Raw genomic sequence first — 14,204 nt, 5'->3', positions numbered from 1 at the left:
AGAACTAGAATGGCCACAGGCGGTTTAGCGATCATCCAATCAATGAAGCATAAGCTCCCTCCATCCGAGCGCAAACTTGCAGATTATATCCTAGCCCATCCCCACAAAGCAATCGAAAGCACGGTCAACGAAATCAGCGCCTTAGCCAATTCAAGTGACGCTGCCGTCATCAGGCTCTGCAAATCACTCGGTTTAAAAGGATTTCAAGATTTAAAAATGAGAGTAGCGGGCGATCTGGCAAAGCCTACTTTTCAGGGCTACCGGGATATTGTTCCCCACGAGCCGCTGCCCTCCATTTCCGAAAAAACGGCCGGCAATGCCATTCAAGCCATTCAGGATACTTCAGACCTGATGGACTACAAAGAGCTTGAGCGAGCGGTTTCTCTGCTTCTCAAAGCTCATACCGTGCATTTTATCGGCCTCGGGGCTTCCGGCATTGTCGCCAAGGACGCCCAGCAAAAGTGGCTTCGCATTCATAAACAAGCAACCGCGTTTACAGACACTCATCTTGTGGCATCTTTAATCGCAAATGCAGATAAAGACGACATCGTATTCGCCATTTCGTTTTCAGGAGAGACACAGGAAATCATTGAACTGTTTGCCATGGCTAAGGAAAAAGGCATCACAACGATCAGCCTCACACAATTCAGTCAGACATCCGTCTCCGCACTGGCTGATGTCCCTTTGTATACAGCCCATTCCAATGAAGCCTTGATTCGAAGTGCAGCCACTTCCTCCCGCCTCGCCCAGCTTTTTATAATTGATGTTTTGTTTTTAGGCATGGCGGCTGAGCAGTATGAAACGACAACCGGTTATATCGATAAAACGAGAGCAGCCATACAATCTATGAGAATAAAATAAGGCATCTTGAAGGGGAGGGGTTTTAATGAGCAAAGAAAATAACTACCATCATCTCGCACAGAAAATCCTTGAGCTATGCGGAGGAAAATCCAATATTTCTTCATATACGCATTGCATGACACGCCTGCGCATTACGCCTTACGATGAAAGCAAAGCGGATGCTCAGGCTTTAAGAAAGCTTGACGGCGTATTGGGGGTCGTTGAAGCTGAAACCTTACAAATTATCCTCGGCACAGGAGTCGTCAATCATGTTACAGCTGCTTTCTCAAAGCTCGTGTCAGCAGAAGAAGGTGCCGATGTCAAAGAAGCAGCCGCCAAAAAGAAAGCCGATATCAATCGGAAAAATGCCACTCCTTTTAAACTTTTCTTACGTAAAATTGCCAGCATTTTTATCCCTCTTATTCCCGCTCTAGTCGCTTCCGGTTTAATTACTGGGATTACCAAAGCAATTATTCAAGCAGGCTGGCTCTCTGCAGACTCACAAATTGCGATTATCCTGACAGTCATCGGATCAGGGCTGTTCACTTATCTCGGCATTCTCGTCGGTATTAACGCTTCGAAAGAATTTGGCGGGACACCCGCACTTGGGGCTTTGGCCGGGATCTTGATTATCAATCCGGAGATCGCAAAAATCAGTTTATTTGGAGAAGAGCTTCTCCCGGGCAGGGGAGGTCTGATCGGCGTCCTTTTCGCAGCCATATTCATTGCTTACACCGAACAATTTATTCGCCGTTTTATCCCTCAATCACTCGATATCATTGTCACACCCACCGTTTCACTGTTAATCACCGGAATCGTAACGTATGTCGTATTTATGCCTTTAGGCGGATTCATTTCTGATGCCATTACATCCGGCCTTCTGTCCATCCTGGACATCGGCGGCATCGCTGCAGGCTTTATTCTGGGCGCAACCTTCCTTCCTCTCGTCGTAACCGGACTGCATCAAGGCTTGACGCCTGTGCACATGGAACTGATCAATTCAATTGGCAATGATCCTCTGCTCCCTATTTTGGCTATGGGAGGTGCAGGACAGGTAGGCGCGGCCTTTGCCGTTTTCGTGAAGACGAAAAAAACAACACTGAGGAAAGCAATCGCCGGCGGGCTTCCATCGGGACTGCTCGGCATTGGTGAACCGCTTATTTTCGGAGTCACGCTGCCGCTTGGCCGTCCGTTTTTAACAGCATGTTTAGGAGCTGGAATCGGCGGCGCCTTTCAAGCTTATTTTCAAGTAGCCACCATTGCGATTGGTGTCTCCGGACTGCCGCTTTCTTTTCTAGTCCTGCCTTCGCAAATCATCCTGTATATCGTTGGGCTCTTTATTTCCTACGCGGCCGGTTTTTTATTGACCTATGCATTCGGATATAAAGATGAAATGGCTTCTCAGTTCGATTAAATTGTTTCTGTTTTAGGGATAGTAAACGGGATAGAAGCACAGAAAGGGGCTAGCCTGTGAAAACAAAGACACTGTTCATATTCAGTGCCATTTTAACCCTATCGATATTTGCGCCAAATGAAACCTTCGCACAAACAGCAGACAACTTGATTGAGCCGAAAATCATAAATGCAGAAACTGCACAATTCTCGACGAAGAAGCTAAGGAAGGTAGATCAGATGATAGAACGGGATATTGCAGCAGGATTTCCAGGCGCCGTTCTTGTGGTGGTGAAGGATGGACGCATCATAAAAAAAGCAGCATACGGCTACAGTAAAAAGTACGAAGGATCAGAACTGCTGCGCCGTCCGGCCAAAATGAAAACCCGCACGATGTTTGACTTAGCCTCAAATACAAAAATGTACGCAACAAATTTTGCATTGCAGCGCTTAGTCAGCCAAGGAAAACTTGACGTCTATGAAAAAGTTTCTGCATATTTGCCGGGTTTCAAGGATCAGCCGGGTGACCACATAAAAGGAAAAGACAAGATACGTGTCATCGATGTCCTCCAGCACCAATCAGGGCTCCCATCAAGTTTTTACTTTTACACGCCGGAAAAAGCCGGCAAGTACTATTCCCAGGAACGGGACAAAACGATTGAATATTTGACGAAAATTCCGCTCGATTATCAAACCGGGACAAAGCACGTATACAGTGACATTGGATATATGCTACTTGGGTGTATTGTCGAAAAACTCACTGGCAAACCGCTTGATGTCTACACGGAGCAAGAGCTCTACAAACCGCTCAGGCTGAAGCATACCTTGTACAATCCGCTGCAAAAGGGCTTTAAACCGAAACAGTTCGCAGCTACTGAACGAATGGGCAATACACGTGACGGCGTTATTCAATTCCCTAACATCCGCACAAACACGCTGCAAGGAGAGGTGCATGACGAAAAAGCGTTTTACTCAATGGGTGGCGTGTCTGGGCATGCCGGATTGTTCTCAAATGCAGATGATATGGCCATACTGCTGCAAGTCATGTTAAACAAAGGTTCATATCGAAACATTTCTTTATTTGATCAGAAAACAGCCGACCTGTTTACAGCACCTTCAGCAACAGATCTGACATTCGCTCTTGGCTGGAGGCGGAACGGAAGTAAAAGCATGGAATGGATGTTTGGCCCTCATGCCAGTGAAAATGCTTACGGGCATACCGGCTGGACGGGGACAGTTACAATTATTGATCCAGCATACAATTTAGGCATCGCATTGTTAACAAATAAAAAGCATACACCAGTTATTGATCCGGAAGAAAATCCAAACGTCTTTGAGGGTGATCAATTTGCAACAGGCAGTTATGGAAGTGTCATAACCGCGATTTATGAAGCGATGGAGTGAATGATTAGACGATAGGAGGAAGTTTCTATGAGACCTGTCTTTCCGCTTATCCTTTCAGCCGTTCTCTTTCTTTCATGCTTTTTCGGGGCCAGACAGACAGAAGCCTCTGCATCCAAACGTGCAATCGATGCCAATCAGATTGTCAATCGTATGTCGTTAGATGAAAAACTCGGCCAGATGCTGATGCCTGATTTTAGAAATTGGCAAAAGGAAGGCGAGTCCTCTCCGCAAGCCCTTACAGAAATGAATGATGAAGTCGCCAGCCTCGTCAAGAAATATCAATTCGGAGGCATCATCCTTTTTGCAGAAAATGTAAAAACAACAAAACAAACTGTCCAACTGACAGACGATTACCAAAAGGCAAGTCCAAAAATCCCGCTCATGCTGAGTATTGATCAGGAAGGCGGCATTGTAACGAGGTTAGGGGAGGGCACTAATTTCCCAGGGAATATGGCGCTGGGCGCAGCCAGAAGCAGAATCAATGCGTATCAGACCGGCAGCATCATCGGGAAAGAGCTCTCTGCCTTAGGCATCAATACAGATTTCAGCCCTGTCGTGGACATTAACAATAATCCTGATAATCCTGTAATCGGCGTACGGTCATTCAGCTCCAATCGAGAACTGACATCACGCCTCGGTCTATATACGATGAAAGGGTTGCAGCGGCAGGATATCGCGTCTGCCCTCAAACATTTCCCGGGACATGGAGACACGGACGTTGACAGCCATTATGGACTGCCGCTCGTTTCCCATGGCCAAGAACGGCTTCGTGAGGTCGAGCTTTATCCTTTTCAAAAAGCAATTGATGCTGGTGCTGATATGGTGATGACAGCCCATGTTCAATTCCCTGCCTTCGACGACACCACATACAAAAGCAAACTCGATGGATCGGACATTCTGGTTCCAGCTACACTTTCGCAAAAAGTGATGACAGGTCTTCTTCGTCAGGAAATGGGCTTTAATGGGGTCATCGTTACCGATGCGCTCAATATGAAGGCAATTGCAGATCATTTCGGACAGGAGGAGGCTGTGGTCATGGCCGTAAAAGCTGGTGTCGATATTGCATTAATGCCAGCCTCAGTCACTTCAATGAAAGAAGAACAGAAATTCGCACGTGTCATTCAAGCTTTGAAAGAAGCCGTGAAAAACGGGGATATTCCTGAACAACAAATCAACAAATCAGTTGAAAGAATCATTTCCCTGAAAATAAAACGCGGCATGTATCCAGCACGAAACAGCGACAGTACAAAAGAAAAAATAGCCAAAGCCAAAAAAATCGTAGGAAGCCAGCAGCACCTGAAAACAGAGAAAAAAATAGCTGAAAAAGCAGTAACTGTATTAAAAAATGAACAGCACACTTTGCCGTTCAAGCCTAAAAAAGGCAGCCGAATCTTAATTGTGGCACCTTACGAAGAACAAACTGCTTCAATCGAACAAACCATTCACGATCTCATCAAGCGAAAGAAAATCAAACCCGTATCTGTCGACAAAATGAATTTTGCCAACCAAGTATTTAATGCCGAGCATGCAAAACAAGTAAAAAAGGCTGATTATATCATAACCGGCTCCTATGTCGTCAAAAATGACCCTGTCGTCAACGACGGTGTCATCGACGACACAATATCAGATTCAAGCAAATGGGCCACCGTGTTTCCGAGAGCTGTCATGAAAGCCGCACTGCAGCACAACAAACCATTTGTCTTAATGAGCCTGCGCAACCCATATGATGCCGCCAATTTCGAAGAAGCAAAGGCACTGATTGCAGTCTATGGCTTTAAAGGATACGCAAATGGCCGTTATCTTCAACCTAATATTCCGGCCGGAGTGATGGCGATTTTCGGCCAGGCAAAACCTAAAGGCACACTTCCAGTTAACATCCCATCAGTCACGAACCCGGGGGACACCCTTTATCCATATGGCTACGGATTAAATATCAAAACGGGAAGACCGCTTTAATAAGGAGGGACACATGAGAAAAACAATATTCGCTTTTCTGACAGGGCTCATGATGTTCGGAACGATAACCGCTGCCTCTGCTTCACCCGATTCAAAGAATCAAACGGCTAAAAAACCTAAAGTCCAGACTGGGATAGACACGCTCTTGCCAGACTATAAAAAACAGCTCAAGGGAAAACGCATCGGACTGATCACCAATCCAACCGGAGTAAACGCATCTCTGAAAAGCAGTGTCGATATTCTTTACGAGAACCCAGATATCAAACTGACAGCTTTATTCGGCCCTGAACACGGCGTCCGCGGTGACGCCCAGGCTGGAGACGAAGTAGGCTCTTACATTGACGAAAAAACCGGGGTTCCCGTATACAGCCTCTACGGAAAAACGAAAAAACCGACTCCAGAAATGCTGAAAAATGTCGATATTCTAATGTTTGACATTCAGGATGTCGGGACCCGTTTCTACACGTACATTTATACAATGGCATACGCAATGGAAGCCGCTAAAGAAAACGGCATTCCATTTATGGTGCTAGACCGTCCGAATCCCCAAGGCGGGAATCATATTGAAGGGCCAATCTTAGAACCTGAATACGCCTCATTTGTCGGATTGTATCCCATTCCATTGAAGCATGGGATGACGATAGGCGAATTGGCTTTACTGTTCAACAAAGAATTTGATATTGATGCCGATCTTACAGTGGTAAAAATGAAACACTGGAAACGAAAAATGGATTTTGACGATACCCGATTGCCTTTCGTCCTCCCTTCGCCTAACATGCCGACGGTGGAAAGCACATTTGTTTATCCTGCAACCGGGCTGATTGAAGGAACAAATATATCCGAAGGGCGAGGGACAACAAAGCCATTCGAATTGATCGGAGCTCCCTTTATCAAAAGCACAGAACTTGAAGAAACATTAAACAGCCTCCATTTGCCGGGCGTAACATTTAGGGCAGCATCCTTCACACCGACGTTTTCTAAACATCAAGGAACGCTTTGCCACGGTGTGCAGCTCTATGTGACAGACAGAGATAAGTTTGAAGCCGTTAAAACGGGTCTTTCAGTCATTAAAACCATACACGATCTCTATCCTGAGGATTTTGAGTTCCTGTCAACAGGTTCATTCGATAAACTGGCAGGCAACGGCTGGATCAGGACAAAAATTGAAAATGGAACTTCGGTTGAGGGCATCATAAACAGCTATGAAAAAACACTCCAACAATTCAGCAAAACAAGAAAAAAATATCTCATTTATTAGAACGTAAGCATCGTATGTTACACGTGTAACATATTCTTACTGAACGAAAGACCCTTACTTTTACACATAAGTAAGGGTTTTTTTCATGCTAAAAACCCACCCGCTTTATATAGGAAAACTTTCATTTATTTGGTACAATTTTTATTGAAAATGATTATCAATTGAAAGCTTCTGAAAAGGTGGTCTACTCGTGCAAAATGCAGTGATTTATCAACCGATACAAATTGAATATCTAAAAAAGACAAGTGATCTCTTCTCAGAACAGCAATTAGCCGATTCATTCGTGCTGATTTTTCATTTAAAAGGAAACGGCTATATTTCGATCGGAACAAACACCAATCCTCTGCAAAAAAAGATACTTTATGTTTGTCCGCCTAACGAGACCTTTGGCTTTATGCCAGCAGCCGATGGACATATAGATGCCTGTCTGATCAGGCTTCAAAGCTATATCAAGGAAGCCGGCCAAGATATTTACACACCGTGCACAGAATCGGAATTAGCCAAACTGAAGCTTATGAATGTTTCACATATCGAAAATCTTGCAGTCCGGCTTCAAGAGCTTGCCGCACTATGGAATGAATCGTCTCAGCTTTCTCAGCTAAAATGTGTGATTGAAGTACAAAGCCTGATTTATGATCTTTTTACTGCCAGTTTATCTGATCAAACGGATACACATTCAGCAATCGAAAAAACAAAACACTATATCGAAACACATGCCGATACAAAAATCACGCTTGCCCAGCTGTCGCAAATGGCAGGAATCAGTGCCAAACACTACAGTGAAAGCTTTAAAAAATGGACAGGACAGAGCGTAACAGAATTTATTACGAAAACACGAATCACAAAGGCAAAACGGCTCATGGCAAAATCAAACTGCAAATTGAAAGAAATCGCACACCAAACCGGTTATCAAGATGAATTTTATTTCAGCAGAATCTTTAAAAAATATACAGGCTGTTCACCTACAAGCTATATGAAAAAACGCCGAAAGAAAATCGCCGCATACGGAAGGGGCACAATGGGCCATCTCATCCCTCTTCACCACATACCTTTTGCGGCCGCTCTGCATCCGAAATGGACGTCTTACTACTATCAGCATTATTCGACAGATATACCCGTCCAGCTCAGTGCATACCGGTTTAATGAAAAGTGGGAAGAAAACCTGTACACGTTATCGCAGGCAGAACCAGATGTGATTGTCAGCATGGATTCTATTTCTCCAGAAGAACAAAATCGCCTGAATCGCATCGCAGAAGTCATGTACCTTCCTTCAGAAGAAAGCTGGAGAACCCACTTTCTGCAAACTGCCTCATTTTTAAAGGAGGAGTCCGAAGCAGAAAAGTGGCTAGCGGATTATGACCAGCAGACAACAGCCGCCAAAAAAACACTTCAGCACGTTCAAGGGCTGCGTTTTCTCTTTTTGAGGCTGCATAAGCAAAACTTCTATCTGGCACATAACCGAAGTGTCCGCGAAGTTTTCTTTGGGGATTTAGGATTCAGCTCGGCAACAACGGCTGACACACCTTCAGAACAAGCGATTTCGTTAGAAAATATCGCAAATTACCAAGCTGACTGTATGATGCTTTTTCTTTTTAAAGAGCCGGAGACCATAGCTTACTACCAGCAATTACAGCAGACAGAAGCATGGCAAAACCTAAGCGCGGTACGAGATAACCGTGTTTATCTTCTATCCCTTGACCCGTGGAATGAATACTCAGCTTGCGGGCACGAACGCATCGTTCAGCAAACTGTTTCTTTACTATCCGGAGATTGTCCATGATAAATCAGGAATTTGTCCATGGTGTTATATCTGTTCATTCTCTATAATTCCAATTGATAATAGTTATCAATTGAACAGGAGGCTCTATAGATGAAAAAGATATCTCTTACCTTATTAATCTTGCTTCTCGCGCTGACGGCGGCAGCTTGCGGCAGCAAAAATGAATCAACTGCCAGCAAGGCAAGCGGCACAGCATCTGAGAAGAAGAAAATTGAATATCTTGATAAAACATATGAAGTAACTGTACCGACAGACAAAATCGCCATTACGGGAAGCGTTGAATCAATGGAAGACGCGAAATTGCTTGACGTTCATCCGCAAGGCGCAATTTCATTCTCCGGCAAATTCCCTGATATGTTCAAAGACATCACTGATAAAGCCGAACCAACCGGAGAAAAAATGGAGCCAAATATTGAAAAGATTCTTGAAATGAAGCCTGATGTTATCCTTGCTTCAACAAAGTTTCCGGAAAAAACGCTGCAAAAAATCAGCACAGCAGGCACGACGATCCCAGTTTCTCATATCTCTTCAAACTGGAAGGAAAACATGATGCTGCTTGCCCAGCTGACCGGAAAAGAGAAAAAAGCAAAGAAAATTATTGCAGACTATGAACAAGATCTAAAAGAAACAAAAACAAAAATCAACGATAAAGCGAAAGATTCAAAAGCGCTTGTCATTAGAATTAGACAAGGCAACATTTACATTTACCCTGAACAGGTGTATTTCAACTCCACACTATACGGTGATTTAGGCCTTAAGGCGCCTAACGAAGTAAAAGCTGCAAAAGCGCAAGAGCTGATTTCATTAGAAAAATTAAGTGAAATGAACCCGGACCATATTTTCGTCCAATTTTCTGATGATGAAAATGCAGATAAACCTGATGCCTTAAAAGATTTAGAGAAAAATCCAATCTGGAAAAGCCTTAAAGCAGTCAAAGAAGACCATGTGTATGTCAACTCAGTGGACCCTCTCGCACAAGGCGGCACAGCTTGGAGCAAAGTCCGTTTCCTGAAAGCGGCTGCTGAAAAATTGACACAAAACTAATTCAGAGTAGGTTTTTGTATGTATTCAAAACAGTGGACACGTATCATATTGATTACTTCTCCATTTGCTATAGCGCTGTCACTTTTACTTTCAATCCTTTATGGGGCAAAGCATCTTAGCACAGATATTGTTTTTACATCTCTTATTCATTTCGATCCGGGAAACACAGACCATCAAATTATATGGCATTCCCGGATTCCAAGGGCTGCCGGCGCTCTGCTCATAGGGGCAGCCCTTGCTGTTTCTGGAGCGCTTATGCAGGGCATTACGCGCAATTATTTAGCTTCGCCATCCATTATGGGTGTTTCAGATGGTTCAGCGTTTATCATTACGCTTTGCATGGTTCTGCTCCCGCAATCATCTTCGATTGAAATGATGATATACTCTTTTATCGGCTCAGCGTTAGGAGCTGTGTTAGTATTCGGCCTTGCCGCCATGATGCCAAACGGATTTACCCCCGTGCAGCTCGCCATCATCGGCACAGTCACAAGCATGCTGCTCAGCAGCTTATCAGCGGCCATGTCGATTTATTTTCAAATTTCTCAGGATCTCAGTTTCTGGTACAGTGCCAGACTTCATCAAATGAGTCCGGATTTCCTGAAGCTCGCCGCTCCGTTTTTCCTGATTGGCATTATAATGGCCATTTCTCTCAGCAAAAAGGTAACCGCTGTATCATTAGGGGACGACATTTCTAAAAGCCTGGGGCAAAAGAAAAAAACCATTAAAATCATGGCGATGCTTTCCGTCATCATTTTAACCGGCAGTGCCGTAGCGCTGGCCGGAAAAATTGCGTTTGTCGGATTGGTTGTTCCGCATATCACGAGATTTCTCGTCGGCTCTGATTACAGCAGGCTGATTCCGTGCTCCTGTATTTTGGGCGGAATCTTTTTAACCCTGTGTGATCTCGCAAGCAGATTTATCAACTATCCGTTTGAAACACCGATTGAGGTCGTAACATCCATTATCGGCGTACCTTTCTTCCTTTATTTAATTAAACGAAAAGGAGGGGAGCAAAATGGCTAAAAAATATGCATTGTTCATCGCTTTGATTCTTGTTGTCAGTTATTTCAGCTTAACGAGCGGATCATTTTCTGTTCGTCCTGCTGAGCTGCTCTCCACTCTTTTTCAAATCTACCCGAATCCGCAGTATGAAATTTTGCTGTTCGATTTAAGGCTGCCGCGGGTTGTCATGGCTGCTATTATTGGACTCGGTCTTGGCATTGCAGGCGCTGTTATCCAGGCCATCACGAGAAACGGGCTTGCTGATCCTGGAATTCTCGGAATCAACGCAGGGGCAGGAGCCGGCATTGTAGCGTTTATGCTCTTATTCCAAGGCCAGAAGGAAGTGACATCCATAGCTGCAGCGATGGGAATGCCGCTCTTTGGATTGATAGGCGGGCTCATCGCGGCGATCCTGATTTACATATTTGCATGGCACAGAGGCAATTTAGATTCAGGAAGAATTATTCTGGTAGGGATTGCGATCAATTCAGGATTCAGCGCCCTGTCTTTGTTTTTATCTTTAAAAATGGACCCGCAAGACTATCAAATGGCCATGGTGTGGAAAAACGGAAGCATCTGGTCTGCCAACTGGACGTATATCACAGCCGTTCTCCCATGGATGCTGCTGTTTATACCGATTCTTATCGGCAAATCCCGCCTGCTCGACACCATTCGTTTTGATGAAGACACAGTCAGAAGCCTCGGCATTTCATCAAATAAAGAAAAAACCATCCTGCTCGTAGCCTGTGTAGCAATCATCAGCGCCTGTGTCTCCGTAGCGGGAAGCATGGCGTTTGTCGGCTTAATTGCTCCCCATATCTCACGGAGACTGGCTGGCGTCGAACATCGCTATATCCTGCCACTGAGCGGTTTAATCGGGATGCTTCTTGTGATAAGCGCAGACTTTTCCGGAAAACTGTTTTTTCAGCCCGCAGAAGTGCCCGCAGGCATCATTTTGGCGATCCTCGGAGTTCCTTATTTCTTATATCTGCTTTTCAAGCAAAAAAAGGGGGAGAATGCTTGAAAGGATCTCTTTCAGAACACAAAGCCGGCAACAGGAGGTTCACGCTGTACCTCCCTCCTTCCTACAGCACAGACAGCGGGGGATTTCCTGCTGTTTACGTGCAGGATGGCAGTTCTTTGTTCCAAAACCAAATCGAATTATTAGAAAGCGCATATCAACAGCAAAGGCTCCCTGAACTCGTGCTGATCGGTATCGAACCCGAAAACCGGCTAAATGAATACACACCTTGGCCGGCTGCATCACTCAGTGATCGGTTCACGGACTTCGGCGGAATGGGATATCACTATCTGTCTGATATAACGAACCAGTTCATTCCGCTAATCGAAGAAAACTGGAACGTCATCAGGGAACCGCAGTCAAGAGGAATGATCGGTGCCTCATTAGGCGGCCTCATCTCAATGTTCGCCTTATTAAAATATCCGTCAATGTTCGGGAAAATAGGCTCTATATCAGGTTCATACTGGTACGAGAACGCAGCGGAAACCATTCATATATCTTCTTTAAAGCCCGGCACTACACGTGTTTTCATGTCTGTCGGGAGTGAAGAAGGCCGTGAAAAACAATCCATTCAGCGACATATGCTGAAAAAAACAAAGCAAGTTCATCAAAGTCTAAAAGAAAAAGGCTTCACTGAAGACCGGTTGTATCTTTCAATTGAAAAAGGAGCGGTGCACCACCGCAAGTATTTCTGCAAACAGTTCATCAACGCGCTCGAATGGCTATACGGAAAAAACCGCTCAACCCTATGAGCGGTTTTTTTATGCTTTCTGCAACATGGGTTTTAATTCAAAACGATTCAGCATATAGCCAAACAAAGCAGCCAATATCTGCTGAAACAGCATGCCAATCACAACAGGAACGGCAACCTGAGACGGGAAGAACGTAACGGCAAGAACTGCGCCGGCACTAATATTCCTCATGCCTCCCGTAAATATAAGAGAGACTATTTCCTCTTGCCGCCTTTTCATCATTTTTCCGATCAGCCAAGCAGCGGCATAGCCTGTTAACGCGATAAAGAATACCGTTACAGCTATTCCTGCAAATCTCAAATCAATGGATTTGAAATAAGGAGCAATCGCTGAACTGTTAATCGCAATCACTGCCATCAAGCAAAGCTTTGAAAAAGGCGACAGCGCACTGCTCACAGACGCAGTTCTTTCTGGAGATGACATCTGATTAAACAGCATGCCCAAAAAAGAAGGAATCACGACCATTACAATCAGACCTTTCATCATTCCCCACACATCCATGTGAACCTGAGCGCCGGCCAGCAATGAAAGACTCAGCGGTACGATTAGCGGTGACAGCACAGTATCAACTAAAATAATTGAAAGTGTCAAACCGACATTCCCTTTGTACATCGCTGCCCAAATCAAGCTTGTAATCCCCGTAGGAATCACAACAGCCAATGTTAAACCGGTAATCGTCAAAGGATCACCTTTAAATATAAGATGGCCGCTGCCCCAAGCAAAAAGCGGCATGAAAATATGAAGAACGAATAGTGCAAGAATCATAGGGAGAGGGTGAGACAATGCATGTCTCAAAGATTGAAAGTTAGCGCTTAAACTGCCTGCAAACGTAATAAAAGCAAAGATCCAAGGTACAGCCCATTCATACCCATTTAAAAACTGAGACAGCAGCACGCCCAACACCACACTAGTCGGCGTTAACAGCGGCATCACTCTCCCCAATACACGGTTCAGCTTCTGAAGCATCATATGCAAGTCCCCTATTTAAAATTTCTCTTCTCTCTATTATATCAATGCTGCTTAAGTGTATGTTATATAAAAAAGCCCAGATCTCATTCATCTGGGCTTCTCTATTTTATGCCATCTGTTTCATTAGAGATTTACTCGCTTTATTCAAACCTTTTAACTCAGCTTCAATGCCTTGTTCCTTAAACTTCGCAACAATCTTATCAAGTGCGGCCGCTCCAGAATCGTCCCATACGTGAGCTTCAGTTAAGTCAATCACAACCCGCTCAATATCCTCTTGATATATAAACGCATTCGTAAGATCAGTCACTGACGCAAAAAAGATTTGCCCCTTTACTTGATACGTTCTAAGCTTTTGTTCCTCTGCATGAGAAACGATTTTCAGCTTCGAGATTTTTGCCACAAAGAACACGGCACTTAAAAGAACACCGACAAATACACCCTTAGATAAGTCATCCGTCACAACAACCGTAACCACAGTCACAACCATGACAATCGAGTCCGTGAGCGGCGCTTTTTTGAGACCTTTTAAAGAAGACCAATCAAAAGTGCCGACAGACACCATAACCATTACAGCTACTAACGCCGCCATTGGGATTTTCACCACGACATGACTTAACACCGCAATTAAAAACATCAGAAAAGCACCGGCAACAAATGCTGACAAACGTCCGCGACCGCCCGCTTTTGTATTAATGACAGATTGTCCGATCATAGCGCAGCCTGCCATTCCGCCAAAGAGTCCAGTCACGATATTCGCAATTCCCTGTCCGCGGCTCTCTTTATTTT

General features: G+C 44.5%; 12 protein-coding genes (1 of these 12 only partly in view). 10 read left to right on the top strand and 2 right to left on the bottom strand.

Features of this window, described 5'->3' with window-relative positions; genetic code table 11:
• Positions 1 to 9: 9 nt before the first annotated feature.
• The 10 genes from NSU05_RS01075 to NSU05_RS01030 all read left to right on the top strand — a co-directional run bounded on the left by NSU05_RS01075 (position 10) and on the right by NSU05_RS01030 (position 12,449).
• Entirely contained in the window at positions 10 to 861 is an 852-nt protein-coding gene (locus NSU05_RS01075) for a MurR/RpiR family transcriptional regulator (RefSeq protein ID WP_015252968.1), read from the top strand.
• Between the two features lie 25 nt (positions 862 to 886).
• The gene (locus NSU05_RS01070; RefSeq protein ID WP_003234968.1) at positions 887 to 2,254 is read left to right on the top strand and encodes a PTS transporter subunit EIIC; all 1,368 of its coding nucleotides are present in this window, start codon (positions 887 to 889) and stop codon (positions 2,252 to 2,254) included.
• A 56-nt stretch (positions 2,255 to 2,310) separates the two neighbouring features.
• Complete coding sequence (amiE, locus tag NSU05_RS01065; protein WP_038428285.1) at positions 2,311 to 3,636, top strand: N-acetylmuramoyl-L-alanine amidase; 1,326 nt, start codon at positions 2,311 to 2,313, stop codon at positions 3,634 to 3,636.
• Between the two features lie 27 nt (positions 3,637 to 3,663).
• The gene (gene nagZ, locus NSU05_RS01060; protein WP_038428284.1) at positions 3,664 to 5,592 is read left to right on the top strand and encodes a beta-N-acetylhexosaminidase; all 1,929 of its coding nucleotides are present in this window, start codon (positions 3,664 to 3,666) and stop codon (positions 5,590 to 5,592) included.
• 13 nt (positions 5,593 to 5,605) lie between these two features.
• Positions 5,606 to 6,850, top strand: coding sequence for an exo-beta-N-acetylmuramidase NamZ domain-containing protein (locus NSU05_RS01055; protein ID WP_015252972.1), 1,245 nt, complete (start codon positions 5,606 to 5,608; stop codon positions 6,848 to 6,850).
• A 190-nt stretch (positions 6,851 to 7,040) separates the two neighbouring features.
• Positions 7,041 to 8,630, top strand: coding sequence for a bacillibactin transport transcriptional regulator Btr (btr, locus tag NSU05_RS01050; protein ID WP_339204357.1), 1,590 nt, complete (start codon positions 7,041 to 7,043; stop codon positions 8,628 to 8,630).
• A 90-nt stretch (positions 8,631 to 8,720) separates the two neighbouring features.
• Positions 8,721 to 9,674 (top strand): iron ABC transporter substrate-binding protein FeuA, encoded by a 954-nt coding sequence (gene feuA, locus NSU05_RS01045; protein ID WP_014475620.1) that lies wholly within the window; start codon positions 8,721 to 8,723, stop codon positions 9,672 to 9,674.
• A gap of 18 nt (positions 9,675 to 9,692) precedes the next feature.
• Positions 9,693 to 10,697, top strand: coding sequence for an iron ABC transporter permease (locus tag NSU05_RS01040; RefSeq protein WP_003234979.1), 1,005 nt, complete (start codon positions 9,693 to 9,695; stop codon positions 10,695 to 10,697).
• Positions 10,690 to 11,700: an iron ABC transporter permease FeuC gene (feuC, locus tag NSU05_RS01035; protein WP_038428282.1), complete on the top strand. Its 1,011-nt coding sequence runs from the start codon at positions 10,690 to 10,692 to the stop codon at positions 11,698 to 11,700. Before NSU05_RS01040 ends, feuC begins: the two co-directional genes overlap by 8 nt.
• Complete coding sequence (locus NSU05_RS01030; protein ID WP_038427276.1) at positions 11,697 to 12,449, top strand: alpha/beta hydrolase; 753 nt, start codon at positions 11,697 to 11,699, stop codon at positions 12,447 to 12,449. The genes feuC and NSU05_RS01030 overlap by 4 nt, the downstream gene beginning before the upstream one ends.
• A 9-nt stretch (positions 12,450 to 12,458) precedes the next feature.
• Here NSU05_RS01030 and NSU05_RS01025 read toward each other — a convergent pair whose 3' ends face one another.
• Both NSU05_RS01025 and NSU05_RS01020 read right to left on the bottom strand, forming a co-directional pair.
• Positions 12,459 to 13,379, bottom strand: a complete 921-nt coding sequence (locus NSU05_RS01025) for a bile acid:sodium symporter family protein (RefSeq protein WP_072557088.1) — start codon at positions 13,377 to 13,379, stop codon at positions 12,459 to 12,461.
• A 145-nt stretch (positions 13,380 to 13,524) separates the two neighbouring features.
• Positions 13,525 to 14,204, bottom strand: partial view of a SulP family inorganic anion transporter gene (locus NSU05_RS01020; protein ID WP_038428280.1) — the end only. It continues 757 nt past the right edge of the window; 680 of the gene's 1,437 nt are visible here — the last part of the coding sequence; its start codon lies beyond the right edge, outside the window; its stop codon occupies positions 13,525 to 13,527.

Origin of the sequence: Bacillus sp. EU52 (genome assembly GCF_037964975.1) — a bacterium.
GTDB classification, from domain to species: Bacteria; Bacillota; Bacilli; order Bacillales; family Bacillaceae; genus Bacillus; species Bacillus subtilis.
The sequence above is the reverse complement of the archived record's forward strand: the minus strand, read 5'-3'. Positions and strand labels throughout refer to the sequence as shown.

Coding starts and splice junctions, on each gene's coding strand:
- NSU05_RS01075 (WP_015252968.1), top strand. CDS start 10: ATGGCCACAGGCGGTTTAGCGATCATCCAATCAATGAAGCATAAGCTC.
- NSU05_RS01025 (WP_072557088.1), bottom strand. CDS start 13,379: ATGCCGCTGTTAACGCCGACTAGTGTGGTGTTGGGCGTGCTGCTGTCT.
- feuC (WP_038428282.1), top strand. CDS start 10,690: ATGGCTAAAAAATATGCATTGTTCATCGCTTTGATTCTTGTTGTCAGT.
- NSU05_RS01040 (WP_003234979.1), top strand. CDS start 9,693: ATGTATTCAAAACAGTGGACACGTATCATATTGATTACTTCTCCATTT.
- feuA (WP_014475620.1), top strand. CDS start 8,721: ATGAAAAAGATATCTCTTACCTTATTAATCTTGCTTCTCGCGCTGACG.
- nagZ (WP_038428284.1), top strand. CDS start 3,664: ATGAGACCTGTCTTTCCGCTTATCCTTTCAGCCGTTCTCTTTCTTTCA.
- NSU05_RS01055 (WP_015252972.1), top strand. CDS start 5,606: ATGAGAAAAACAATATTCGCTTTTCTGACAGGGCTCATGATGTTCGGA.
- NSU05_RS01070 (WP_003234968.1), top strand. CDS start 887: ATGAGCAAAGAAAATAACTACCATCATCTCGCACAGAAAATCCTTGAG.